Source organism: Monashia sp. NPDC004114 (assembly GCF_053603855.1).
On the sequence record NZ_JBSGGK010000018.1, the window covers coordinates 23,487 to 42,978 of the forward strand.

At 71.3% G+C, this 19,492-nt stretch carries 24 protein-coding genes; 11 read left to right on the forward strand and 13 right to left on the reverse strand.

Features of this window, described 5'->3' with window-relative positions:
• Nucleotides 1–70 precede the first annotated feature (70 nt).
• The 5 genes from ACWEOW_RS19880 (at nt 71) to ACWEOW_RS19900 (ending at nt 4,665) form a co-directional block, all read left to right on the forward strand.
• Nucleotides 71–1,375, forward strand: a complete 1,305-nt coding sequence (locus ACWEOW_RS19880) for an amino acid permease (RefSeq protein ID WP_452270973.1) — start codon at nt 71–73, stop codon at nt 1,373–1,375.
• 328 nt (nt 1,376–1,703) lie between these two features.
• On the forward strand, nt 1,704–2,276 hold the full coding sequence (locus tag ACWEOW_RS19885) for a GNAT family N-acetyltransferase (protein ID WP_452270974.1): 573 nt from the start codon (nt 1,704–1,706) through the stop codon (nt 2,274–2,276).
• A gap of 102 nt (nt 2,277–2,378) precedes the next feature.
• Nucleotides 2,379–2,798 (forward strand): helix-turn-helix domain-containing protein, encoded by a 420-nt coding sequence (locus ACWEOW_RS19890; protein ID WP_452270975.1) that lies wholly within the window; start codon nt 2,379–2,381, stop codon nt 2,796–2,798.
• A 127-nt stretch (nt 2,799–2,925) separates the two neighbouring features.
• Nucleotides 2,926–3,327 carry a YciI family protein gene (locus ACWEOW_RS19895; RefSeq protein ID WP_452270976.1) on the forward strand — a complete coding sequence of 134 codons (402 nt, stop codon included), beginning with the start codon at nt 2,926–2,928 and terminating at the stop codon, nt 3,325–3,327.
• Between the two features lie 42 nt (nt 3,328–3,369).
• Nucleotides 3,370–4,665 (forward strand): DUF6596 domain-containing protein, encoded by a 1,296-nt coding sequence (locus ACWEOW_RS19900; RefSeq protein ID WP_452270977.1) that lies wholly within the window; start codon nt 3,370–3,372, stop codon nt 4,663–4,665.
• Nucleotides 4,666–4,695: 30 nt separating this feature from the next.
• On the opposite strand, the gene ACWEOW_RS19905 is transcribed toward ACWEOW_RS19900, so the two are convergent.
• On the reverse strand, nt 4,696–5,226 hold the full coding sequence (locus ACWEOW_RS19905; RefSeq protein WP_452270978.1) for a DinB family protein: 531 nt from the start codon (nt 5,224–5,226) through the stop codon (nt 4,696–4,698).
• Nucleotides 5,227–5,298: 72 nt separating this feature from the next.
• On the opposite strand from ACWEOW_RS19905, the gene ACWEOW_RS19910 reads away from it, so the two are divergent.
• The 3 genes from ACWEOW_RS19910 (at nt 5,299) to ACWEOW_RS19920 (ending at nt 8,747) form a co-directional block, all read left to right on the forward strand.
• Nucleotides 5,299–5,925, forward strand: a complete 627-nt coding sequence (locus ACWEOW_RS19910) for a LysE family translocator (protein WP_452270979.1) — start codon at nt 5,299–5,301, stop codon at nt 5,923–5,925.
• 75 nt (nt 5,926–6,000) lie between these two features.
• Complete coding sequence (locus tag ACWEOW_RS19915) at nt 6,001–7,443, forward strand: FAD-binding oxidoreductase (protein ID WP_452270980.1); 1,443 nt, start codon at nt 6,001–6,003, stop codon at nt 7,441–7,443.
• Nucleotides 7,440–8,747, forward strand: coding sequence for a class I SAM-dependent methyltransferase (locus ACWEOW_RS19920; RefSeq protein ID WP_452270981.1), 1,308 nt, complete (start codon nt 7,440–7,442; stop codon nt 8,745–8,747). The genes ACWEOW_RS19915 and ACWEOW_RS19920 overlap by 4 nt, the downstream gene beginning before the upstream one ends.
• 70 nt (nt 8,748–8,817) lie before the next feature.
• Here ACWEOW_RS19920 and ACWEOW_RS19925 read toward each other — a convergent pair whose 3' ends face one another.
• Nucleotides 8,818–9,321, reverse strand: coding sequence for a hemerythrin domain-containing protein (locus ACWEOW_RS19925; protein ID WP_452270982.1), 504 nt, complete (start codon nt 9,319–9,321; stop codon nt 8,818–8,820).
• 286 nt (nt 9,322–9,607) lie between these two features.
• Nucleotides 9,608–9,781, reverse strand: a complete 174-nt coding sequence (locus ACWEOW_RS19930) for a hypothetical protein (RefSeq protein ID WP_452270983.1) — start codon at nt 9,779–9,781, stop codon at nt 9,608–9,610.
• Between the two features lie 117 nt (nt 9,782–9,898).
• Between ACWEOW_RS19930 and ACWEOW_RS19935 the strand changes: the two genes are divergently transcribed.
• Nucleotides 9,899–11,542 carry an FAD-dependent oxidoreductase gene (locus tag ACWEOW_RS19935; RefSeq protein WP_452270984.1) on the forward strand — a complete coding sequence of 548 codons (1,644 nt, stop codon included), beginning with the start codon at nt 9,899–9,901 and terminating at the stop codon, nt 11,540–11,542.
• Between the two features lie 126 nt (nt 11,543–11,668).
• On the opposite strand, the gene ACWEOW_RS19940 is transcribed toward ACWEOW_RS19935, so the two are convergent.
• The 4 genes from ACWEOW_RS19940 to ACWEOW_RS19955 all read right to left on the reverse strand — a co-directional run bounded on the left by ACWEOW_RS19940 (nt 11,669) and on the right by ACWEOW_RS19955 (nt 12,993).
• Nucleotides 11,669–11,929 (reverse strand): metal-sensitive transcriptional regulator, encoded by a 261-nt coding sequence (locus ACWEOW_RS19940; protein ID WP_452270985.1) that lies wholly within the window; start codon nt 11,927–11,929, stop codon nt 11,669–11,671.
• Between the two features lie 141 nt (nt 11,930–12,070).
• Nucleotides 12,071–12,406 (reverse strand): YnfA family protein, encoded by a 336-nt coding sequence (locus ACWEOW_RS19945; RefSeq protein ID WP_452270986.1) that lies wholly within the window; start codon nt 12,404–12,406, stop codon nt 12,071–12,073.
• A 75-nt stretch (nt 12,407–12,481) separates the two neighbouring features.
• The gene (locus tag ACWEOW_RS19950; protein ID WP_452270987.1) at nt 12,482–12,757 is read right to left on the reverse strand and encodes a GlsB/YeaQ/YmgE family stress response membrane protein; all 276 of its coding nucleotides are present in this window, start codon (nt 12,755–12,757) and stop codon (nt 12,482–12,484) included.
• Nucleotides 12,751–12,993 (reverse strand): hypothetical protein, encoded by a 243-nt coding sequence (locus ACWEOW_RS19955; protein ID WP_452270988.1) that lies wholly within the window; start codon nt 12,991–12,993, stop codon nt 12,751–12,753. The genes ACWEOW_RS19950 and ACWEOW_RS19955 overlap by 7 nt, the downstream gene beginning before the upstream one ends.
• A gap of 89 nt (nt 12,994–13,082) precedes the next feature.
• Here ACWEOW_RS19955 and ACWEOW_RS19960 point away from each other — a divergent pair, with 89 nt between their 5' ends.
• Nucleotides 13,083–13,793 carry a hypothetical protein gene (locus tag ACWEOW_RS19960; protein ID WP_452270989.1) on the forward strand — a complete coding sequence of 237 codons (711 nt, stop codon included), beginning with the start codon at nt 13,083–13,085 and terminating at the stop codon, nt 13,791–13,793.
• Between the two features lie 26 nt (nt 13,794–13,819).
• Here ACWEOW_RS19960 and ACWEOW_RS19965 read toward each other — a convergent pair whose 3' ends face one another.
• The gene (locus ACWEOW_RS19965; protein ID WP_452270990.1) at nt 13,820–14,437 is read right to left on the reverse strand and encodes a class I SAM-dependent methyltransferase; all 618 of its coding nucleotides are present in this window, start codon (nt 14,435–14,437) and stop codon (nt 13,820–13,822) included.
• A 125-nt stretch (nt 14,438–14,562) separates the two neighbouring features.
• Here ACWEOW_RS19965 and ACWEOW_RS19970 point away from each other — a divergent pair, with 125 nt between their 5' ends.
• Nucleotides 14,563–15,093 carry a flavodoxin family protein gene (locus tag ACWEOW_RS19970; protein ID WP_452270991.1) on the forward strand — a complete coding sequence of 177 codons (531 nt, stop codon included), beginning with the start codon at nt 14,563–14,565 and terminating at the stop codon, nt 15,091–15,093.
• A 63-nt stretch (nt 15,094–15,156) separates the two neighbouring features.
• Here the strand turns inward: ACWEOW_RS19970 and ACWEOW_RS19975 are convergent, their stop codons facing one another.
• The 5 genes from ACWEOW_RS19975 to ACWEOW_RS19995 form a co-directional block, all read right to left on the reverse strand.
• Nucleotides 15,157–16,083, reverse strand: a complete 927-nt coding sequence (locus tag ACWEOW_RS19975) for an alpha/beta fold hydrolase (RefSeq protein WP_452270992.1) — start codon at nt 16,081–16,083, stop codon at nt 15,157–15,159.
• Nucleotides 16,084–16,162: 79 nt separating this feature from the next.
• Nucleotides 16,163–17,386: an RNA polymerase sigma factor gene (locus tag ACWEOW_RS19980; RefSeq protein ID WP_452270993.1), complete on the reverse strand. Its 1,224-nt coding sequence runs from the start codon at nt 17,384–17,386 to the stop codon at nt 16,163–16,165.
• A 7-nt stretch (nt 17,387–17,393) separates the two neighbouring features.
• On the reverse strand, nt 17,394–17,774 hold the full coding sequence (locus ACWEOW_RS19985; protein WP_452270994.1) for a YciI family protein: 381 nt from the start codon (nt 17,772–17,774) through the stop codon (nt 17,394–17,396).
• Nucleotides 17,775–17,969: 195 nt separating this feature from the next.
• Nucleotides 17,970–18,341, reverse strand: a complete 372-nt coding sequence (locus tag ACWEOW_RS19990; protein ID WP_452270995.1) for a VOC family protein — start codon at nt 18,339–18,341, stop codon at nt 17,970–17,972.
• A gap of 106 nt (nt 18,342–18,447) precedes the next feature.
• Complete coding sequence (locus tag ACWEOW_RS19995; RefSeq protein WP_452270996.1) at nt 18,448–19,458, reverse strand: sugar phosphate isomerase/epimerase family protein; 1,011 nt, start codon at nt 19,456–19,458, stop codon at nt 18,448–18,450.
• Nucleotides 19,459–19,492: the final 34 nt, after the last annotated feature.

The window sequence follows — 19,492 nt, forward strand, 5'->3', positions numbered from 1 at the left end:
AGATTGGACCAAACACCCTGGCAAGAACTGGCCCTTCTGACCGGTCCAATGCGCTGACAGTCTGAAGACCATGGGAACGACCGCGCGAGCCGCGCTCCAGGCGCCGGCGCCGACAACCACCGGGGGTTCGCTGACCATCGCGCAGGGGACGGCGCTGTCCGTCGGCGCGGTGCTCGGGACGGGCGTCATCACGCTGCCTGCCCTGGCGGCTGAGGTGGCTGGACCGGCATCGCTCGTCGCCTGGGCTCTGCTCGTGCTGCTGTCGATCCCGCTCGCCAGCACCTTCGCGGCCCTGGGCTCCCGCTACCCCGACGGTGGCGGGGTCTCGACGTACGTCCGCCGAGCCTTCGGCGACCGAGCGGCCGGGGCGGTCGGCTGGTGCTTCTACTTCGCGGTGCCCGTCGGCGCGCCGCCGGCGTCGATGATGGCCGGCGGGTACGTCGCAGACGTCGTCGGCGGCGGCAAGGCGACCACCGTTGCGGTCGGTGGTGCGCTCATCGTCGGCACCGGGCTGATGAACGCGGCTGGCCTGCGCCTCTCCGGGCGCGTCCAGCTCGCGCTGGCCACCGTCCTGGCGCTGCTCATGACGGCCACGATGGCGTTCGCGCTCCCCCACGGCTCGAGCGCGTCGCTCGCGCCGTTCGCACCCCACGGATGGGCCGCCGTGGGCACTGCCGCGGCCGTGCTCGTCTGGGGATTCGCCGGCTGGGAAGCGGTCGCGTCGTTGGCAGGCGACTACCGCAACCCACGTCGAGACGTGCCGCGAGCCACGGCCATCGCCGTTGCCGTGGTCGGGACGCTCTACCTGGGCCTCGCCACGACGAGCATCCTCGTCCTCGGCCCCGCCGCGGGGCGCAGCCAGGCACCCCTGTCGGACCTCATGGCCATCGCCCTCGGCGAGCAGGCCCGGGTCGTCACGGCGGTCGTCGCCGTGCTGCTGACGATGGGGGCCATGAACGCCTACTACGCGGGCGGCTCGCGCCTCGGCGCCGCGCTCGCCCGGGACGGTGCGCTGCCAGTCTGGCTCGCCAAGGGCAGCGGGGTCGGCCAGGTCCCTCGCCGCAGCATCGCCCTCATCACCGTCTCGTCGTCGCTGTCGCTGGTCGCGGCAGCGAAGCTCGACCTCGGGATGACGCCGCTCATGCTCCTCGCGACGGGCTGCTTCACGCTGGTGTACGTCCTCGGCACCGCGGCGGCGGTGCGGCTCCTACCACGCGGCGGTCGCGCCTGGTGGGTGGCCGTCGTGGCCTTCACCTCGGTCACGGCCCTTCTCGTCGTCAACGGCGTGCACGCCCTCTGGGCGCTGGGCCTCGTCGCCCTGTCGCTCGGGTACCGGTCGGTCGCGGCCCGCCGACACGCGCGGCGTCGTGCGTGACCGCTCGTAGGAGTGGCCCAGGCTGGGGGACGGTCCCCTTCCTGCTCCTATGTGCGTTGGTCCGCGGGGTGGAGCAACGCACATGGTTCACGGCGGGCGCCCCGCCGCGGTCGCTGACTGACCGATAGGTGGGGTGTTGGTTCGTGGGGTGGAGCAACGCACATAGTTCACGGCGAGCGCCCCGCCGCGGTGGCTGACTGACCGATAGGTGGGGTGGTGGTTCGTGGGGTGGAGCAACGCACAGGGCCGCAGGACATGGATACGTGGCGTCCCGCTGGCCCGGCGAATCTCGGTGGACCACGCCAGGTACCCGTGCCACCGTTGCGCCATGCTCGAACGTCCCGCCGCGGTGGTACCCCTGCACCTCGAGACCTCCCGACTGGTCGTCCGGCCGTGGACGCACCACGAGGCGCCTCGTCTGCTCGACATCCTGAGCCGGATCGAGGTCGTCAAGTGGCTCGGCGACGGCGACCCGGTCCTCATGGAGGGCATCGACGAGGCGCACGAGCGAATCGACCGGTACGTCCTGCGCAGCGAGACGCCGCCGCTCGGCTTCTGGGCGGTCGAGGTCAAGGAGACAGGGCAGGTGGCGGGGTCGGTCCTGCTGCTGACGCTGCCCAACGACGACCACGGCGAGGTCGAGGTCGGCTGGCATCTGCACCCAGACTCATGGGTGTACGGGTACGCGACCGAGTCCGCGACGGCCGTCATCGAGCACGGCTTCGCCGGTGGCCTGCCCGAGGTCTACGCGAACACCCACACGACGAACGCGGCGTCCCAGGCCGTCTGCCGGCGACTCGGCCTGAAGGACCTCGGCGTCATGGAGCGGTGGTACGAGGGCGAGTCGCGGGTCTTCCGCGCCACTGCGGAGCAGTGGGCCAGGCGACACGACGAGCCCTGAGGGCCCGACCCGCTGTCCACACCCCCAGGCGTCGGCGACGCGCCTTCCGCAGCCTGGGACGACGTGGCGGCGGGCGTCGCACAACCCACCGAGACTGGGTCAATGAGCGACGCATTCGGAGCCGGGCCAGACGCCTTCGCCAACGCCGTGCGCCACATTCGCAAGGCGCACGGCCTCAGCCAGCGTGAGCTCGCATCCCGCCTCGGCATCCCCCGCAGCGGCCTCGCACGGATCGAGACGAGCGCGCTCCGCCTCCCCGTGGAGTCCGCGGTGAGCCTCTTCCGCGTCATGGGGTTCGATGTCGGGCTCCAGCACGTCTTCCCCTGCCCACCCCGCGACGAGCGCGCTCCGGGCTGCTCGCACTGGTTCAACGACGGTGCGGTCGGCACCGTCGACCTCGCCGGTCGAGCCTTCCCGGCGCACGGGCACCTTCAGATCGGTCACCTCCCGACCTGGTGGGGGGCCCGCTATGGCTGGGGCTCCAACGAGCGAAACGACACCTGGTGGTCGCACGACCCGTAGCGCCCGACGACACGCCGGCCGAGGACCGGCCAGATTGGTCCCCACGGGGTGTCGATTCCGCGGCGACGAGTTCGTCAGGATGATGTGACGAGAGCCGTCACAGCACTGACCTGAGAAGGAAACAGCCATGACCGACAGCTACGTCTACATCATCCACGAGGCCGACTGGAACTCCGACCAGTGGCTTCCCGGCGCCCCGGTGCCCGAGGGCGCTGCCGAGCAGGACCCCGACATGGGCTTCCCGGCGCACAAGGCTTTCCAGGCGGCCGTCGCCGAGCTCGGCGCTCGCATCACGGGCGGTCAGGCACTGCAGAACACCCGTCACGGCGGCACCGTCAAGCCCGGCGACGGCGACCGCAAGCTCGAGGACGCGGTCTACACCGACGGGCCGTTCACCGACACCGCAGAGGTCATCACCGGCTTCTACATGGTCGAGACCGACGATGAGGACACCGCTCGGCGTATCGCCGCGCTGGTGCCGTCGGGAGGCCACGTCGAGTGGCGCAAGGTCTTCCCGACGGGCGCGTGAGTGCTCGGGCCCGGTGAGTTCGGGGAGGCGTGGCCGCGTATCGTGCGCAGCCTCGCCTCCTTCACCGGCAGTCTCGACGACGCGGAGGAGTATGCCGCGGAGGCCGTCGCCCGGGCCGCCGATGTGGAGCGGTCGGGTGAGCGGATCGAGTCCTATGCCGCATGGTGCACGTCGGTGGCCAAGCGGGCCTGGCTCGACGACCTTCGTCGCCGCAAGGTCGAGGCGCGCCTCGCCCCCGACATCGCCCGGCCGGAGGTCGACCCGACGGCCGATCGCGTCACCGAGCACCTCACGGACGGCACCACCATGGACGCCGAAGATCTCGCCCGCGAGGGCCTGGACGACCGGCTCGCGCTGCTCTTCGTCGCCTGCGACGAGGCGCTGTCCGCGACGTCCCGGATGGTGCTGGCCCTCCGCGTGGTCTGCGGTCTGACGATCCCCGAGATCGCTGGGCACCTCGGAGTCCAGGACTCGGCTGCCGCGGCCCGGCTCACGAGAGCCAAGCGTGCCCTGGTCGACGCGCGCGGAGCGTTCCACGTGCCCGACGCAGCCGAGCGTGAGAGGCGGCTCCCAGTGGTGATCGCTTGTGTCGCAGGCATGTTCACCGTCGCGCATCGCACCGTTCTCGACCCAGCCGACGCCCTCGCGGACACCGGTCGCCAGGCCTTGTCCATCGCCGACGCGCTCGTCGCGGCGTACCCGGACGACACCGAGGCACGAGGCCTGCGTGCCGTGATCCGGCTCGGCCTCGCACGGCGGCCCGGACGCGTCGACGACACGGGCACGGGCCTCGCACTCGACGAGGTGGACCGGCGCCGCTGGGACCGGGCGCTGCTTCTGGCCGGCCTGGACGACGCCACCTTCGCGGCTGCCGGAGACGGGCGGTTCGCGATCGAGGCTGCCATCTCCGGCCTCCACTCGAGCGCACCGACGTTCGCGGCGACGGACTGGCCGAGGATCGTCCAGCTCTACGAGGGCCTCGAGCAGCGCTGGCCCTCTCCGGCGGTGCGGGTCGCGCGCCTCGCGGCCATCGCCCACGCGACCCTGGCACGCCTCGGCTCGCTGGGCCGAGTCGACGACGCCGACGGGTATGCCGTCGACCATCGTTCCGCGTCCACGTCGGGCGAGGAGACCCTGGAGCTCGTGGAGCGGGAGCTGCGGACCCTGGAAGCCGGGTCCCCGGCATACGCGAGCCGGGACGCGGGTCTCGCGCTCGCGGACATCGAGTGGCGCACGGGCCGCCGCGGGCAGGCCGCCGCCCGCTACCGAGATCTCGCCGCGATCATGCCGGCCGAGCCGCTGCGGCTCTTCTGCCTGCGCCGGGCCGGCGCGGCGTGACTCGCCTGACTCGCCTGAGCCGAACCGCCGTCACTCGCCCGTCGCGCCGTCGATCGACTCGCGGATCAGGTCGGCGTGGCCGTTGTGGCGGGCGTACTCCTCGATCATGTGCAGCAGGATCCACCGCAGCGAGAACTGCCGGCCCTCCTTGCGGCTGGACACGACCGAGAGCTGCTCGAGTCCTCCCGCCGCGAGCGCCTCGTCGATGTCCCGGCGGGCCTGGTCGACGGCCTCGTCCATGAGGTGGCGCAGCTGCTCGGGGCTGTCGTCCTTCGCGCTCGTCAGCTCCCAGTCGGGGTCGGCGTCCCAGTCGACGGAGTCCCACGGCTCCCCCATCGGTCGCCCGTGCAGCACCCGGCCGAACCAGCTCGCCTCGTTGAGTGCGACGTGCTTGAGCAGACCGCCCAGGGTCAGCGTCGAGGGGGACAGGGTCTGGCGGAGCTGTTCGGCGGTGAGGCCGTCGGCCTTCATCCGCAGCGTGTCGCGATGGAAGTCGAGGAAGGCCACGAGCATGGTGGCCTCGTCGGTCACCAGGGGCGGATCGGTGCGCTCGATCGTCATGGCGCAGCACGCTACTGTCCGAGCAGCGGAAAAGGCATGCCGATTATGGGCCCGGCAGCGCACACTGGCTGCGTGCCAACCTCCAGCCAATGGATCGCCTTCCTCGTCGCCTCGATCCTGTTCATCCAGGTGCCGGGCCCGAGCCTGCTGTTCACCATCGGCCGCGCGCTGACCGTGGGCCGCCGCGAGGCCCTGCTCTCCGTGGTCGGCAACGGCCTCGGCGTGACGACCCAGGTGCTGCTCGTGGCGGTCGGGCTCGGTGCGGTCGTGGCGGCCAGCACGACGGCATACACAGTCATCAAGGTCGCTGGGGCGGCCTACGTGATCTGGCTCGGCATCCAGGCGATCCGCAACCGCGCCGAGGCTCGCGAGGCGCTCGAGCGCCAGGTCTCCGCGAAGCGGGGGCACGCGCTGCGCATCGGCTTCGTCGTCGGGGTGACCAACCCGAAGACGATCCTGTTCTTCGTCGCCTTCCTGCCACAGTTCGTCAACACTCCCGCAGGCCACCCCGGCGTGCAGATGGCGGTGCTCGGGCTCGTCTTCGGGGCGATGGCGATCTGCAGCGACAGCGTGTGGGCGCTGGCCGCGGCCAAGGCTCGGGACTGGTTCGCCCGCAAGCCGAAGCGCCTCGACAAGCTCGGGGCGGCAGGCGGCGCCATGATGGTCACCCTCGGCGCCACCCTGCTCGCCCGCGAGTGAGATCACCCTCACCCACGGCGAGTGAATTGGCCCCCGACCCCGCCAACTGTCAGTGAGATCTGTTTGACTCGGCAGGTGGCAACCGGTCCGGTCACAGTGACGACGGGCCCGCGCGTGGCGACGCGGGTCCACGACCACGAGCACGCCGTCGCGCAGGTGCAGAGGGCGTATGCCGCCCTGCCGCCCGACCAGCCGGTCCGGCTGGCCAAGCACACGTCCAACCTGTTCCGGACACGCGCGGTCGCAGGCGTCAGCGGGCTCGACCTGTCGGCGATGCAAGGCGTCGTCGAGGTCGACCCGGTGGCACGCACCGCCCGGGTGGGCGGACTGACGACCTACGAGCGCCTCGTCGACGAGCTGCTGCCGCATGGCCTCGTACCTCTCGTCGTCCCGCAGCTGCGCACCATCACGATCGGCGGTGCGGTGACCGGTCTCGGCATCGAGGCTGCGTCGTTCCGCAACGGCCTGCCGCACGAGTCCGTGCTGGAGATCCGGATCCTCACCGGCGACGGCGAGATCGTCACCGCCACCCCACGGGGCGAGCACGCCGAGCTGTTCCGCACCTTTCCCAACTCGTACGGCTCACTGGGCTACGCCCTCGACCTCGTCATCGAGCTCGAGCCGGCGCGACCATATGTCGCGTTGCGGCACATCCGCTTCGAGCGGCTCGACGACCTCGTCGCAGCCGTCGGCGAGATGATGGATACCCAGGTGTGGGACGGCCAACGGGTCGACTTCCTCGACGGTGTTGTCTTCAGCGCCCGAGAGTCCTACCTGTGCCTCGGCCGGTGGACCGACGATCTCGAGGGGCGGTCGCGCCCGAGCGACTACACCGGGCAGGACGTCTTCTACCGCTCGATCCAGACGCGCCGCGCCGACGTGCTCACGGCCTACGACTATCTCTGGCGGTGGGACACCGACTGGTTCTGGTGCAGCCGAGCCTTCGGTGCGCAGCGACCTGCGGTGCGGCGCCTGTGGCCGCGTCACCTGCGGCGCAGCGACGTCTACTGGAAGATCGTCGCCTTCGAGAACCGCCACCAGGTGCTGGGGCGGGTCAACCGCCTGCGCGGGCTACCGGACCGGGAGCGCGTCGTCCAGGACGTCGAGGTGCCGCTCGACCGGACCGCCGAGTTCGTCGAGTGGTTCCTGCGCGAGGTGCCCATCGAGCCGATCTGGCTGTGCCCGATCCAGCTGCGCCGCAACGTGATCCACATCGCCGAGGCCGAGGGCCCGCCGTGGCCGCTCTACCCGATGCGCCGCGACGAGCGGTATGTCAACGTCGGCTTCTGGTCGACCGTCGCCATCGAGCCGGGCCGGCACGACGGTGACGTCAACCGGAGCATCGAGGACGAGGTGACCCGAGTGGGTGGGCACAAGTCCCTCTACTCCGACGCCTACTACGACGAGGCGACGTTCGACGCCCTCTACGGCGGAGCGGCATACGCGCCCGTCAAACGAAGACACGACCCGACGGGGCGGTTCCCAACCCTCTACCAGAAGGCGGTGCAGGCGAGATGACTCTGACCGTAGGCCAGGCTTTCGACCGGGTGTTCGGCTCCGACGTGCCCATGCGGGTCGTCGGCTGGGACGGCTCGAGCGGCGGCCGCAGCGGCGGCATCGTGCTGCGACTGACCAACCCGCGCGCGCTCAGCCATGTGATCACCGCACCCGGCTCGCTCGGCCTTGCCCGGGCGTACCTTCTCGGTGACCTCGTCGTCGACGGTATCGACGAGGGCGACCCGTACGACGTGCTCAAGGCGCTCGGCGACGGGCTCACCTACCACCGGCCACGCCCCAAGGAGCTCGCCGAGCTGGCGGGATTCGTGGCCCACTACGGGATGCACCTGCCGACGATCCCGCCCGAGGAGACGCCGAGCCCGCTGCGCCGGCTGGCCAACGGTGTGCGCCATGCGAAGGCCCGCGACGCGGCCGCGATCAGCCATCACTACGACGTGTCGAACGCCTTCTATGAGTTGGTGCTCGGTCCGTCCATGACCTACACCTGCGCCTGCTTCCCCACCGCCGAGGCTTCTCTCGAGCAGGCCCAGGCCCACAAGTACGACCTCGTCGCCCGCAAGCTCGGCCTACGGCCGGGGATGCGTCTGCTCGACGTCGGCTGCGGCTGGGGCGGCATGGTGCGTCACGCCGTCAAGCACTACGGCGTGACCGCCCTCGGGGTCACGCTGTCGCAGGAGCAGGCCACGTGGGCGCAGGCCGCGATCGAGGCCGATGGCATCGGCGACCGTGCCGAGGTGCGCCATGGCGACTACCGCGACGTGACCGAGCGCGGCTTCGACGCGATCAGCTCGATCGGGCTCACCGAGCACATCGGCGTCAAGAACTACCCGGCATACTTCCGGTTCCTGCGGGACCACCTGCGCGACGAGGGCCGGTTGCTCAACCACTGCATCACCCGGCCGGACAACCAGCACGCCGGCATCCCGTCGCGCGGCTTCATCAACCGTTACGTCTTCCCGGACGGCGAGCTCACCGGCTCCGGCGACATCGTGCGGGTGATGGAGGATCAGGGTTTCGAGGTGCGCCATCAGGAGAACCTCCGCGAGCACTACGCCCTGACCCTGGCCCAGTGGAACGCCAACCTCAGCAAGCACTGGGACGAGTGCGTCGAGCTGGCCGGGCGTGGCACCGCGCGAGTCTGGGGACTCTACCTCGCCGGATCGCGACTCGGCTTCGAGCGCAACGAGATCCAGCTCCACCAGGTGCTCGCGTCACGCACCAGCTCGGAGGGCGTGTCAGGGTTCGAGCTGCGCCCGCAGTTCGAGCCGGAGACCGAGCCGCAGCTGGCTGACGTGCCTGCCTGACCCCTCGGGAAGATCAGGCAGGACCCGCTGGGCGGGCGTGGCGGAGCCCGCTCAGCGGAACGGCGGGGGGTCAGCCGGAGCCGCCGAGGTCGACGTCGTACGCCTCGTAGACGAGGTCGCCGCCCTGCTGGCGATGCCGCACGAGGCGTCCCATGAGCGTGGTCAGCTCCTCACGGAACGCAGGCAGGTCGGCCGTCGTGCCGCCGTGCTCGAGGACCGCGAGGTACCCGCCGATCGCCTCGTGCAGCTCGCGGTGCTCGGCGAGCAGGCGGTCGATCTTCCCGGACAGCCGCGGCGCGCTGCGCTTGGCGCGGTCATAGATGCCGCCGGGGCTCTCGGTGAGGTCGATGTGGTCCTGGAAGTCGTGGTGCAGTTCCGCCATGGCCGCACGCACCCGCTCACGCCACATTCCCCCGCGCGCGATCGGTGACTCGAGGGCGAAGTCGACCGCAGCCACCGACTCGCGCAGCTCGGCCCGATGGGCACGGACGCGCTCGATGTGGCGCGCCAGCTGCTCGCTCCTCGTGCTCGCGGCGGTGGCGGTCTCGGGGACGGCGTTCGTGGCTGGGTTCATGTCGACCTCCGTGCCATCAATGGTCGCGCGCGGCCAGGCCACCCGTAAAGAGCGGATTTGCCGCCATCCCCGCGACGCGGCATACCTGCCTCGGGGGCGAGTTCCTGCGCCCCGAACCCGACGTCGAGTGGTCAGGTCGTCACCCGCGGCGGGGCGGATCGACCTGACCACTGGACGTCGGAGAGGTGCCGGCCGACCGAGGGAGGGGATGGTCGGCCGGCGGTTCGGGGGGTACGGCGAGGGGTCAGTGGCGAGGGGTCAGCGGCGAGGGGTCAGCGGCGAGGGGTCAGCGGCCGAACAGGCGGCGGAGCGCGCCGTTCGTGCCGGCGCTCGACGCGGCGCCCTCGTGGCCCTGGCACTGCTGGGCGCGGGGCACGCCTCGCATGACCTGGTCGACGTGCTGACCGCACCCCGCCCACGTCGTCTTCCCGCACTGCTTGCACATGACTGCCCGGCACATGACTGCTCCTCCTGCCACTCCGGCTCGCCCACATCGGGGGCCGCTTCGACGAAACCAGCCGGACCCACCTGGGTCCGGCGCCAGCCACACTATACCCCCTGGGGTATGATGATGCACATGGAGTACCTGATCATCGGAGGCGTCGCGGGCGGCATGAGCGCGGCCACACGCCTGCGCCGCCTCGACGAGCACGCCCACATCACCGTCATCGAGCGCAGCGGCCACGTGTCCTTCGCCAACTGCGGCCTGCCGTACCACGTCGGCGGAGTCATCGACGACCGCGAGGCCCTGCTCCTGCAGACCCCAGAGTCGCTCGCCGCCCGGTTCGACCTCGACGTCCGGGTCGGGCACGAGGCGGTGCGCGTGGACCGCGAGCGGCAGGTCGTGGAGGTCAAGGACCTCACGAGCGGGAAGGTGTCCGACCTCCCCTACGACCGGTTGCTCCTGTCCCCGGGCGCCCGTCCGGTGCGCCCGCCGGTCCCCGGCATCGAGCGGGCGCTGACGCTGCGCGACATCGAGGACACCGACGTCCTGGTCGCCGCGGTCGCCGAAGCACGCACCGCGGTCATCATGGGCGGCGGTTTCATCGGCCTCGAGCTGGCAGAGAACCTCACGCGCCGAGGCCTGGCCGTGACGCTCGTCGAGGCTGCCGACCAGGTGCTCGCGCCACTCGACGCCGAGATGGCGGCCCTCGTCCTCGACCGGCTCCGCGCCCACGGCGTGACCGTTCACCTCGGCGCGGCGGTCGCCGCGATCGGCACGGACGATGTCACCCTCTCCTCGGGCGACATGGTGCCGGCCGACCTCGTGGTGGCGGCCGTCGGGGTGCGACCCGAGACTCGCATTGCCGAGGAGGCCGGCCTGGAGACCGGCCCGCGCGGAGGCATCCTCGTCGACAACACGTTCCGCACCAGCGACCCGCACATCCTCGCCGTCGGCGACGCCGTCGAGAAGCGTGACGCCCTCGACGGCGCCGAGACGCTCGTGCCGCTGGCCAACACCGCGAACCGTCAGGGTCGGATGGCCGCGGACGTCATGGCTGGGCTCGAGGCGGGCGACCGCCCCGTGCTCGGCACCGCGATCGTCGGGGTCTTCGGCCTTCAGGTGGCCACCACCGGCTGGAACGAGAAGCGCCTTCGCGCGGCCGGCCGTCCGCACCGCGTCATCCACACCCACCCGGCATCGCATGCGACGTACTACCCCGGCGCCGAGTCGATGAGCCTCAAGCTGCTCGTCGACCCGGCGACCGACCGCATCCTCGGCGCCCAGGGCGTCGGCGGCGACGGCGTCGACAAGCGCATCGATGTCATCGCGACGGCGATGGTCGGAGGGATCACCGCGAGCACGCTCGCCGACCTCGAGCTCGCCTACGCGCCGCAGTTCGGGTCGGCGAAGGACCCGGTCAACATGCTCGGGTATGTCGCCGACAACCTGCGGTCCGGAGTGGCCCGGTCGATCCAGTGGCACCAGCTCGAGAGTGCACTGGACGCCGGCGCGGTGCTTGTCGACGTGCGCAGCGAGCAGGAGCACGAGCGCGGCGCGATCCCGGGGGCGATCCTCGTCCCGGTCGACGAGCTGCGCGACCGGCTCGACGAGATCCCGGCCGGCCCGGTCGTCGTGCACTGCGCGGTCGGGCTGCGGGGCCACACCGCCGCCCGGATCCTGGCCCAGGCCGGCCGGCCGGACGTGCGCAACCTCGACGGCGGGTACCGGACCTGGCACGCGGGGACAGGCAGCCGCGTCCCGGCCCTGGCGCGCTGACGCCGCCGCTGGACGGTGCAGGCGCGTCGCGAATGGGGGTAGGCGCGTCGCGCCGGCGCGGGCCCGCTGCCCCGCCGGCCTCGCGCCCGTTGGCCCGCCGGCCTCGCGCAGTCGGCCGGGTTGGCCTCAGGCGAGCGAGAGGAAGAGCTTCTCCATCTCGGTGACGTCCATCTCCTCGCCGTCCGGTCTGGTGAGGCACTCACGCAGGCCGGTGGCGATGACGGCGAAGCCGGCTCGGTCGAGGGCCTTGGAGACGGCGGCCAGCTGGGTCACGATGTCGCGGCAGTCGCGCCCCTCTTCGATCATCTTGACGATGCCGCCGATCTGACCGCGGGCACGGTTGAGGCGGCGAATGACCGACTGCATCTCATTGAGGTCGAGCTCCACGGCATCCTCCTACTGTCATCGGCCGGGCCTTCATGATACCCCCCACCGTATCCAGTCGATGTCAACCCGCCGGCCTCCGTCCCGTCACTGCCTGGCCGTGGTCAGCCGGCCGTGGTCAGCCGAGATGGTCAGCCGAGATGGTCAGCCGGAGCGGGGCGCGTACATGATGACGACGACACCGACGATGCAGATCGCCGCACCCAGCACATCCCACCGGTCGGGCCGGAACCCGTCGACGACCATCGCCCACACGAGCGAGCCCGCAACGAAGACGCCGCCGTATGCCGCCAGGATCCGCCCGAAGTGGGCGTCGGGTTGCAGGGTGGCGACGAAGCCGTAGAGCCCTAGCGCGATGACGCCGAGGCCCATGAAGACCCAGCCTCGGTGCTCGCGCACGCCCTGCCAGACCAGCCAGGCGCCCCCGATCTCGGCGACGGCTGCAAGGACGAACAGCAGGATCGAGCGTGTGACGGTCACGCGGTCATGGTCGCAGGTCGCGCGCTCCGCGACGCCGCGTCCGGCATCACGCCAGCCTGCGAGTCACGCAGCGCCTCAGGCAGCCGTGCGGCGCGAGGCCATCCAGCGCCAGAGTGCCGTGACGATGACCGCCCCGACGATCGAGCCGATGATGCCGCTCGGGCGCAGGTTGAGCCCGTCGCCGGCGATGAGGCTGGCGAGCAGGCCGCCGACGAAGGAGCCGACGAGGCCGGCCACGAACGCCATGGTCCAGTTGATGGTCTTGTCGCCGCCCTTGGACTCCCTGCCCAGGATGAGCTGGGCGGCGGCTCCGACAAGCATCCCGAAGAGGATCAGACCGAGAATCAGCATGCTGTGAGCATAGGTCCGTACAGCTCCAGCGCCCATGCACGCCGCAACATCAACGAGTCCTCGAGGTCCGATTCACCCGCCGCGGGCGACACCGCGAGCGACACCACGAACGACACCACGAGCGACACCACGAGCGACACCACGAGCGACACCGCGGCCGCCAGCCAACCGAGCTCCGTCGCCAACACACCGGGCAACCGCCAGCCCCGACGGTAATAACCGCCGAAGCTGGCCATTGCTCGGTGTGTTGCGGCGGGAGGACTGCCTCGGAGTCAGCCGGCAGGCGGTGCACGAGAAGTACGGCCGCCGTGAGTAGGTTGCGGGGATGAGCTTCGTCATCCCGTCCCGGTTCTGCGGCCCGCCCGAGTCGGGCAACGGCGGCTGGGTGAGCGGTCACCTCGCCCAGCTGGTCCCCGGCGGGGCCGAAGGCCGGCCGGTGTCGGTCCGCCTCAGCAGCCCGCCGCCGCTCGACCGGGAGCTGCGGGTCGAGCCCGACGGCGACATGCGCACCGTGGTCGACGGCGACCTCACGGTGGCCCAGGCGCAGCCCGCGGTGGGCGCGGGCACCGAGCCGGACGGCATACCCGGGCCGGTGACGTATGCCGCAGCGCTGGCCGCCGCCGCCGGGTACGACGGGCTCGTCAACCATCCCTTCCCCACGTGCTTCTCGTGCGGCATCGCGCGTGAGCCGGGCGACGCGCTGTGCCTGCGGCCGGGGCCGGTGCCTGGCACCGACGTCCACGCGGCCGCGTGGGTGCCGACGGAGGTGACGCCGGAGATCGTGTGGGCGTCACTGGACTGTCCCGGCGCCTGGGCCCTCGGGGTCGGCGGCCGACCGATGGTGCTCGGGACGATGACCGCCACCATCGACCGCCTCCCGGTGGTCGGGCGTGAGCTCGTCGTCGTCGCGTGGGGACTGGGCAGCGAAGGGCGGAAGCACCGATGCGGCACGGCGCTGTTCGACGGCACCGAGCTGCTGGCGCACGCGACCGCAACCTGGATCGGGGTCGACCCCTCCACCGTCAGGCCGGCCTGACGCGTTCTCCGGCCTTGCCAACAGCGTCAGGTGCGTGAGAGCACGGCGACGGTGTCGAGCGCCTCGCGCATCCCGTCGTCCGTCTCGACCTCCCGCACGCGGATCTCGGCGCGCTGGACGGTGACCGGCAGCCCCTCGACGGCGTCGACGACCTCGTCGGGGTCATAGAGGACGCTCCGGTCGCCAGGGCCGCCGTAGCCCTCGGTCAGGTTGCGCCCGGCGTGCCCGATGACGACGACGTGTCCACCGGGCCGCACCGCCTCGACACCTGCGCGAAGCGCCGCCCTGAGATCCGCGCGCGGAACCTGGAGGTAGGAGAACAGGGCGAGGTCGTATGCCGCCGGCCCGCCCGGCGCGGGCTGCGTCGCGTCGGCGACGAGCGCCGTCAGCCTGCCCGCGTCGGCGCCCAGCACCTCGGCCGCCCGGGTGCGGGCCCGTTGCACGGCGACCTCGGAGAAGTCCGTCGCGACGACCGTCCAGCCGATGCTCGCCATCCAGATCGCGTTGCGCCCCTCCCCGGCGGCGATATCGATGGCCGAGCCAGGAGTGAGGGGCTCGACGAGCTCCGCGACGAAGCGGTTCGGCCCGACGGACCACACGAGGTCGCTCGCGGCATACCTCTCGTCCCACTCGTTCGCATCCATCGGGCTCCTCCTTCGCGCTCGTCGACCCCTGCTCCCATGCTGCCACCGATGCCGGAGTCTCGTACGTCACGATTTCGGGGCGACGCGCCTGATCCGCAATAGCCTTGTACCGGAAGGGAATCGCCATGAAGGTGCTCATTGTCCACGAGTCGTTGTTCGGCAACACGCGGCAGGTCGCGGAGGCGGTCGCAGAGGGCTTGAGGAAGGCGCGACCTCCGGGAGACGAGGTGTCCGTGACCCTTGCGACGACCGACGAGGCGCCGGCGACGATCCCCGCCGACGTCTCGCTGCTGCTGGTCGGTGGACCGACGCACGCGCTGAGCATGACGCGTCAGGGCACGCGGGAGGACGCGGTGACCAAGGGCGCACCGGCTCAGCCCCGCCTCGGGATCCGGGAGTGGATCGAGGCCGCTGCGCCCCGCTCCGACCTGCCCGTCGTCACCTTCGACACGCGCGTCCACGTCCGGCTGATGCCTGGGTCGGCCGCAGCGAGCGCGGCAAAGTCCTTGCGCCACCATGGGTTCCGTGAAGCGGACCGCGGTGAGACGTTCTGGGTCGAGGGCACCGAGGGCCCGCTGTCCCCCGGGGAGCTCGAACGGGCGGTCGTCTGGGGTGCCGCTCTCGCGACGGCACACTCGCCAGTACCGGTCGAGTAGCCGGGCCCGCAGTCCCGCTGGCTCGCCGACCGCACGCCGCACGGGGTGCGTGCGGTGGCGCAGTCAGCCGACGGCTGCCTCCAGCCAGGGCTCGAGCAGCTCGAGGACCCGGTCGGGCACCTCGAGCTGCGGCGTGTGGCCGACACCCGCGAGGAATGCCGTGTGCCAGGACGGGTTGAGCGTCGCGGTCCGGCGGGCGGCCGTGACAGGCACGAGACGGTCCATCTCGCCGTGCACGAGCAGCACGGGTGCGCTGACGCTGGCGATGAGCTCGTCATAGCGACGTGGCCGGCGCAGCACCGCCAGCAGCGACCGGGCCGCGCCGAGGAACTGCACCTCGCTGTCGGGGACCTCGCGCCGGTATGCCGTGAGCTGCACTCCGGCGTCGACGACCCCGGCATCCGCCCGGCTCCGGTCGGCGAAGCAGAGGGCGACCATGCCGAGCACCCGCTCGCGGTCCGTGTAGCGCGCCTCGAAACGGGAGACGAACCGCTCCCCGACCCACGGCACGGCATACAGCCCGAACGTCAGTGCGACCTGGGTGTCGGGGCGCTGGCGCGGGATCGGCAGGGAGGGGTCGATGAGCACGAGGGCCGCCACGCGCTCGGGGCTCTTGGCCGCGAGCAAGAGCGAGATCATCCCGCCCATCGAGTTGCCGACGAGGACCACGGGCCGCCCGATGACGGCGTCGACGAAGCGCGCCAGCAGGTCGGCGTTGGCCTGGACGCTCGACGACCGCAGGGTGCCCGGGGTCAGGCCGAAACCGGCGAGGTCGAGGGCGACGACCCGGTGCCGCTCGGCGAGCGCGGGGGCGATCTGGACCCAGTTGAGGTGGGAGCCGCCGAGCCCGTGCACGAGCAGGAGGGGAGGCCCGTCCTCGGGCCCGCCGAAGTCCGCGTAGTGGACCGGGATGCCGAGGTCGATCGTTCGGCTGCGTCCGCCCCAGGGTGCCGCGAGATCGTGCGGCACGGCGGCCGGAAGGGTCGTCATGCAGGCAATGTATCGAGCGCCGATGTGTCTGGTGACGGCATCCGGATCAGACATCCCGGAGGCCTGCCAAACAGGGAGCTCAGCCGCGCAGGGCGAGCAGCCGCCCTCGCAGATACTGCTGCTCGGCTGCGTTGGCGGACAACGTGATCGCGCGCTCGAAGGCATCGCCTGCCGCGGCGTTGCGGCCGAGCCGCTGGAGCAGGTCGGCGCGAACGACGTGCCACGGGACGTAGCCGTCGAGGTCCAGCCCGTCGATCTCTGCCAGCGCCAGGTCCGGACCGTGCACCTCGGCGACGGCGACGGCTCGGTTGAGGCGCACGACGTCCGTCGGCAAGACCCGGACCAGCTGGTCGTACAACGCCAGCACCTGGACCCAGTCCGTCGCCGAGGCGTCTGCCGCGTCCGTGTGCACGGCGTTGATCGCCGCTTGGATCTGGTACGGCCCGGGAGCGTTGCGGCGCAGGCACTTTCGCACCAACTCGTGCCCCTCCGCCACCAGTTCGGCGTCCCACAGGGTGCGATCCTGGTCGCCGAGGACCACGAGCACTCCGGCGGCGTCCGCTCGGGCAGGACGACGCGCCTCGGTCAGGAGCATCAGCGCCAGCAGCCCGGCCGCCTCCGGCTCGTCCGGCATGAGCTCGACGAGCACCCGGCCCAGCCGGACCGCCTCGGCGGCGAGGTCGGGTCGGCCCAGGTCGTCGCCCGAGGACGCCGTGTGACCCTCGGTGAACACGAGGTAGATGACGGCGAGCACCGCTGCCAGCCGCGCCGGCAGGTCGGCGTCTCGCGGCACCCGGTATGGGATGCCGGCGTCCCGGATCTTCTTCTTGGCGCGCACGATTCGCTGCGCCATGGTCTGCTCGGGCACCAGGAACGCGTGCGCGATCTCGGGCGTGGTCAGTCCGCCGAGCAGGCGCAGGGTCAGAGCCACCTGCGCCTCGCGCGACAGCGCTGGGTGGCAGCAGGTGAAGACCAGACGGAGCCGTTCGTCCTTCACCGGTCCCTCCTCCCGCGGTTCGTCCGGCGTGTACAGCGCCGCCGCCTCCGTATGCCGTGCGTCCCGGCTCGCTTCCCGGCGCAGTCGGTCGATGGCCCGGTTGCGAGCGGTCGTGATGATCCAGCCCGCGGGACTCGGCGGCATACCCTCGACGGGCCAGCGCTCGACCGCCACGGTGAACGCGTCCTGCACCGCATCCTCGGCCAGGTCGATGTCCCCGAGGGTCCGGATCAGCACGGACACCGCGCGGCCATGCTCCTCGCGGAACACGCGCGCGATGTCCACGCTGGTCACGGATGCGCTCATGGAGCGGTCACTCGGCCGTCGGAGCCTGGCCCGAGTCCCCGTCGTCCTGGAACGGCCGGATCTCGACGGGCAGGCCGGTCGCCCCGGCGATGCGCTCGGCCCAGCCCAGAGCGACGTCGTAGTCCTCGGCGCGCACGATGCTGAGCCCGCCGAGGTGCTCCTTGGCCTCGATGAAGGGCCCGTCGGTGAGCATCGCATCGGAGACGGCGTCCGGCTTACGGATCACCGTGGCCGAGCCGGTGTCGGCCAGGCCGCCGGCGAAGACCCAGCCGCCCGCTGAGCGGATGTCGTTGTTGACGACCTCGAGGTCGGCCATGACCTGGCTGAGGTCGAGGTCCTCGGGAGGCGGTCCGGGGGGCGAGTAGAGGGTGATGAGGTACGTCTTCATCGTCGTGTCCTTCCTGGCTCGGGTTGGAGTGTGGCCACCTCCTACACGAACGGGTCGGCCGCAGATCGACACTCGCTACCCCACCAATGTCAGCAACACGCCCGGTAGTCGCAAGCCGACCCGAGCTGCAACTGCGGTGAGGTGGCGGTTACCGGGTGTGTTGCCGGAGGGGCGGCGCGGTCGTGGTGCACCGCGTCAGGGCCGCGGACGATGCTCCACGAGCCCGACGAGGTTGCCCTCCGAGTCCTTGACGAAGGCCATCCACTCGTCGGTGCCCGCTGGGCCGAGGGTGTCGTCCTCGTGGCCGAAGATGACGTGCGGCTCGCTCTCGACGTGCACGCCGGCGTCCCGCAGCCGCCCGAGCGTGGCGTCGATGTCGTCGACACGCAGGTAGATCAGTGCCGAGGGCGCGCCGATGTCGAGCAGGAGCCGCACGCCGTCGAGGTCGAAGAAGACCAGGCCCGGCGGGTCGAAGGTGGCGAGCGGCGCAGCGCCGAGGAGGTCGGCGTAGAAGGCCGAGGCGCGACCGAGGTCCTGTGCGCGTTGCGCGATCTGGACGAGTCCCATGCCCTGACGGTAGACCCGCACGCCGGTTGGGGGTGCCTGGTCGTGCTGGGGTTCAGCGGCGCCGCAGTGCTGCGGCGCCGCTGAACCGCTGCCACGGGCCGAGGCGTCAGTCCCGGTTGCTGCTGAAGGCCGCGTCGAAGGAGGCGGACGGCGGCTCGAAGTTCAGCCGGCGGACGTACTCCAGCGCCTCGGGTGCCCCGACGAGGCGGTCCATGCCGGCGTCCTCCCACTCGATCGAGATCGGGCCGTCGTAGCCGATCGCGTTGAGGGTGCGGAAGCAGTCCTCCCACGGCACGTCACCATGGCCGGTGGACACGAAGTCCCAGCCGCGGCGCGGGTCGCCCCACGGCAGGTGCGACGAGAGGCGGCCGTTGCGGCCGTTGCCGACTCGCTTGCGGGCGTCCTTGCAGTCGACGTGGTAGATGCGGTCCTTGAAGTCCCAGATGAAAGCAGCCGGGTCGAGGTCCTGCCACACCATGTGGCTCGGGTCCCAGTTGAGGCCGAAGGCCGGCCGGTGGCCGACCGCCTCCAGGGCGGCGTGGGTGGTCCAGTAGTCGTACGCGATCTCGCTCGGGTGCACCTCGTGGGCGAAGCGGACACCCACCTCGTCGAACACGTCGAGGATCGGGTTCCAGCGTCGGGCGAAGTCGGCATACCCCTGCTGGATGACCTCGTCGGAGACCGGTGGGAACATCGCGACGTACTTCCAGACCGCGGACCCGGTGAAGCCGATGACGGTGTCGACACCGAGCTTCGCCGCCGCCCGTGCGGTGTCGGCCATCCTCACCGCGGCGCGCTGCCGGACTCCTTCGGGGTCGCCGTCGCCCCACACCGACGCGGGGAGGATGTCCTGGTGGCGCTGGTCGATGGGGTCGTCGCACACGGCCTGACCGACGAGGTGGTTGGAGATGGCCCACACCTTGAGGCCGTGCCTCTCGAGGATCTCGCGTCGCGACTCGACGTAGCCGTCCTCGGCCAGTGCCCGGTCGACCTCGAAGTGGTCTCCCCAGCACGCGATCTCGAGGCCGTCGTAGCCCCACTTGCCGGCGAGGCGACACATCTCCTCGAACGGCAGGTCAGCCCACTGTCCGGTGAAGAGGGTGATCGGTCGGGCCATCGTGAGTTCTCCTTGCTGATGTGAGTTGGTGAGC

Excerpts from the sequence above, each read along its gene's own strand:
- ACWEOW_RS19880 (WP_452270973.1), top strand. The coding sequence starts at position 71 with ATGGGAACGACCGCGCGAGCCGCGCTCCAGGCGCCGGCGCCGACAACC.
- ACWEOW_RS19885 (WP_452270974.1), top strand. The coding sequence starts at position 1,704 with ATGCTCGAACGTCCCGCCGCGGTGGTACCCCTGCACCTCGAGACCTCC.
- ACWEOW_RS19890 (WP_452270975.1), top strand. The coding sequence starts at position 2,379 with ATGAGCGACGCATTCGGAGCCGGGCCAGACGCCTTCGCCAACGCCGTG.
- ACWEOW_RS19895 (WP_452270976.1), top strand. The coding sequence starts at position 2,926 with ATGACCGACAGCTACGTCTACATCATCCACGAGGCCGACTGGAACTCC.
- ACWEOW_RS19905 (WP_452270978.1), bottom strand. The coding sequence starts at position 5,226 with ATGACGATCGAGCGCACCGATCCGCCCCTGGTGACCGACGAGGCCACC.
- ACWEOW_RS19920 (WP_452270981.1), top strand. The coding sequence starts at position 7,440 with ATGACTCTGACCGTAGGCCAGGCTTTCGACCGGGTGTTCGGCTCCGAC.
- ACWEOW_RS19925 (WP_452270982.1), bottom strand. The coding sequence starts at position 9,321 with ATGAACCCAGCCACGAACGCCGTCCCCGAGACCGCCACCGCCGCGAGC.
- ACWEOW_RS19930 (WP_452270983.1), bottom strand. The coding sequence starts at position 9,781 with ATGTGCCGGGCAGTCATGTGCAAGCAGTGCGGGAAGACGACGTGGGCG.
- ACWEOW_RS19935 (WP_452270984.1), top strand. The coding sequence starts at position 9,899 with ATGGAGTACCTGATCATCGGAGGCGTCGCGGGCGGCATGAGCGCGGCC.
- ACWEOW_RS19950 (WP_452270987.1), bottom strand. The coding sequence starts at position 12,757 with ATGCTGATTCTCGGTCTGATCCTCTTCGGGATGCTTGTCGGAGCCGCC.
- ACWEOW_RS19955 (WP_452270988.1), bottom strand. The coding sequence starts at position 12,993 with ATGGCCAGCTTCGGCGGTTATTACCGTCGGGGCTGGCGGTTGCCCGGT.
- ACWEOW_RS19960 (WP_452270989.1), top strand. The coding sequence starts at position 13,083 with ATGAGCTTCGTCATCCCGTCCCGGTTCTGCGGCCCGCCCGAGTCGGGC.
- ACWEOW_RS19965 (WP_452270990.1), bottom strand. The coding sequence starts at position 14,437 with ATGGATGCGAACGAGTGGGACGAGAGGTATGCCGCGAGCGACCTCGTG.
- ACWEOW_RS19970 (WP_452270991.1), top strand. The coding sequence starts at position 14,563 with ATGAAGGTGCTCATTGTCCACGAGTCGTTGTTCGGCAACACGCGGCAG.
- ACWEOW_RS19975 (WP_452270992.1), bottom strand. The coding sequence starts at position 16,083 with ATGACGACCCTTCCGGCCGCCGTGCCGCACGATCTCGCGGCACCCTGG.
- ACWEOW_RS19980 (WP_452270993.1), bottom strand. The coding sequence starts at position 17,386 with ATGAGCGCATCCGTGACCAGCGTGGACATCGCGCGCGTGTTCCGCGAG.
- ACWEOW_RS19985 (WP_452270994.1), bottom strand. The coding sequence starts at position 17,774 with ATGAAGACGTACCTCATCACCCTCTACTCGCCCCCCGGACCGCCTCCC.
- ACWEOW_RS19990 (WP_452270995.1), bottom strand. The coding sequence starts at position 18,341 with ATGGGACTCGTCCAGATCGCGCAACGCGCACAGGACCTCGGTCGCGCC.
- ACWEOW_RS19995 (WP_452270996.1), bottom strand. The coding sequence starts at position 19,458 with ATGGCCCGACCGATCACCCTCTTCACCGGACAGTGGGCTGACCTGCCG.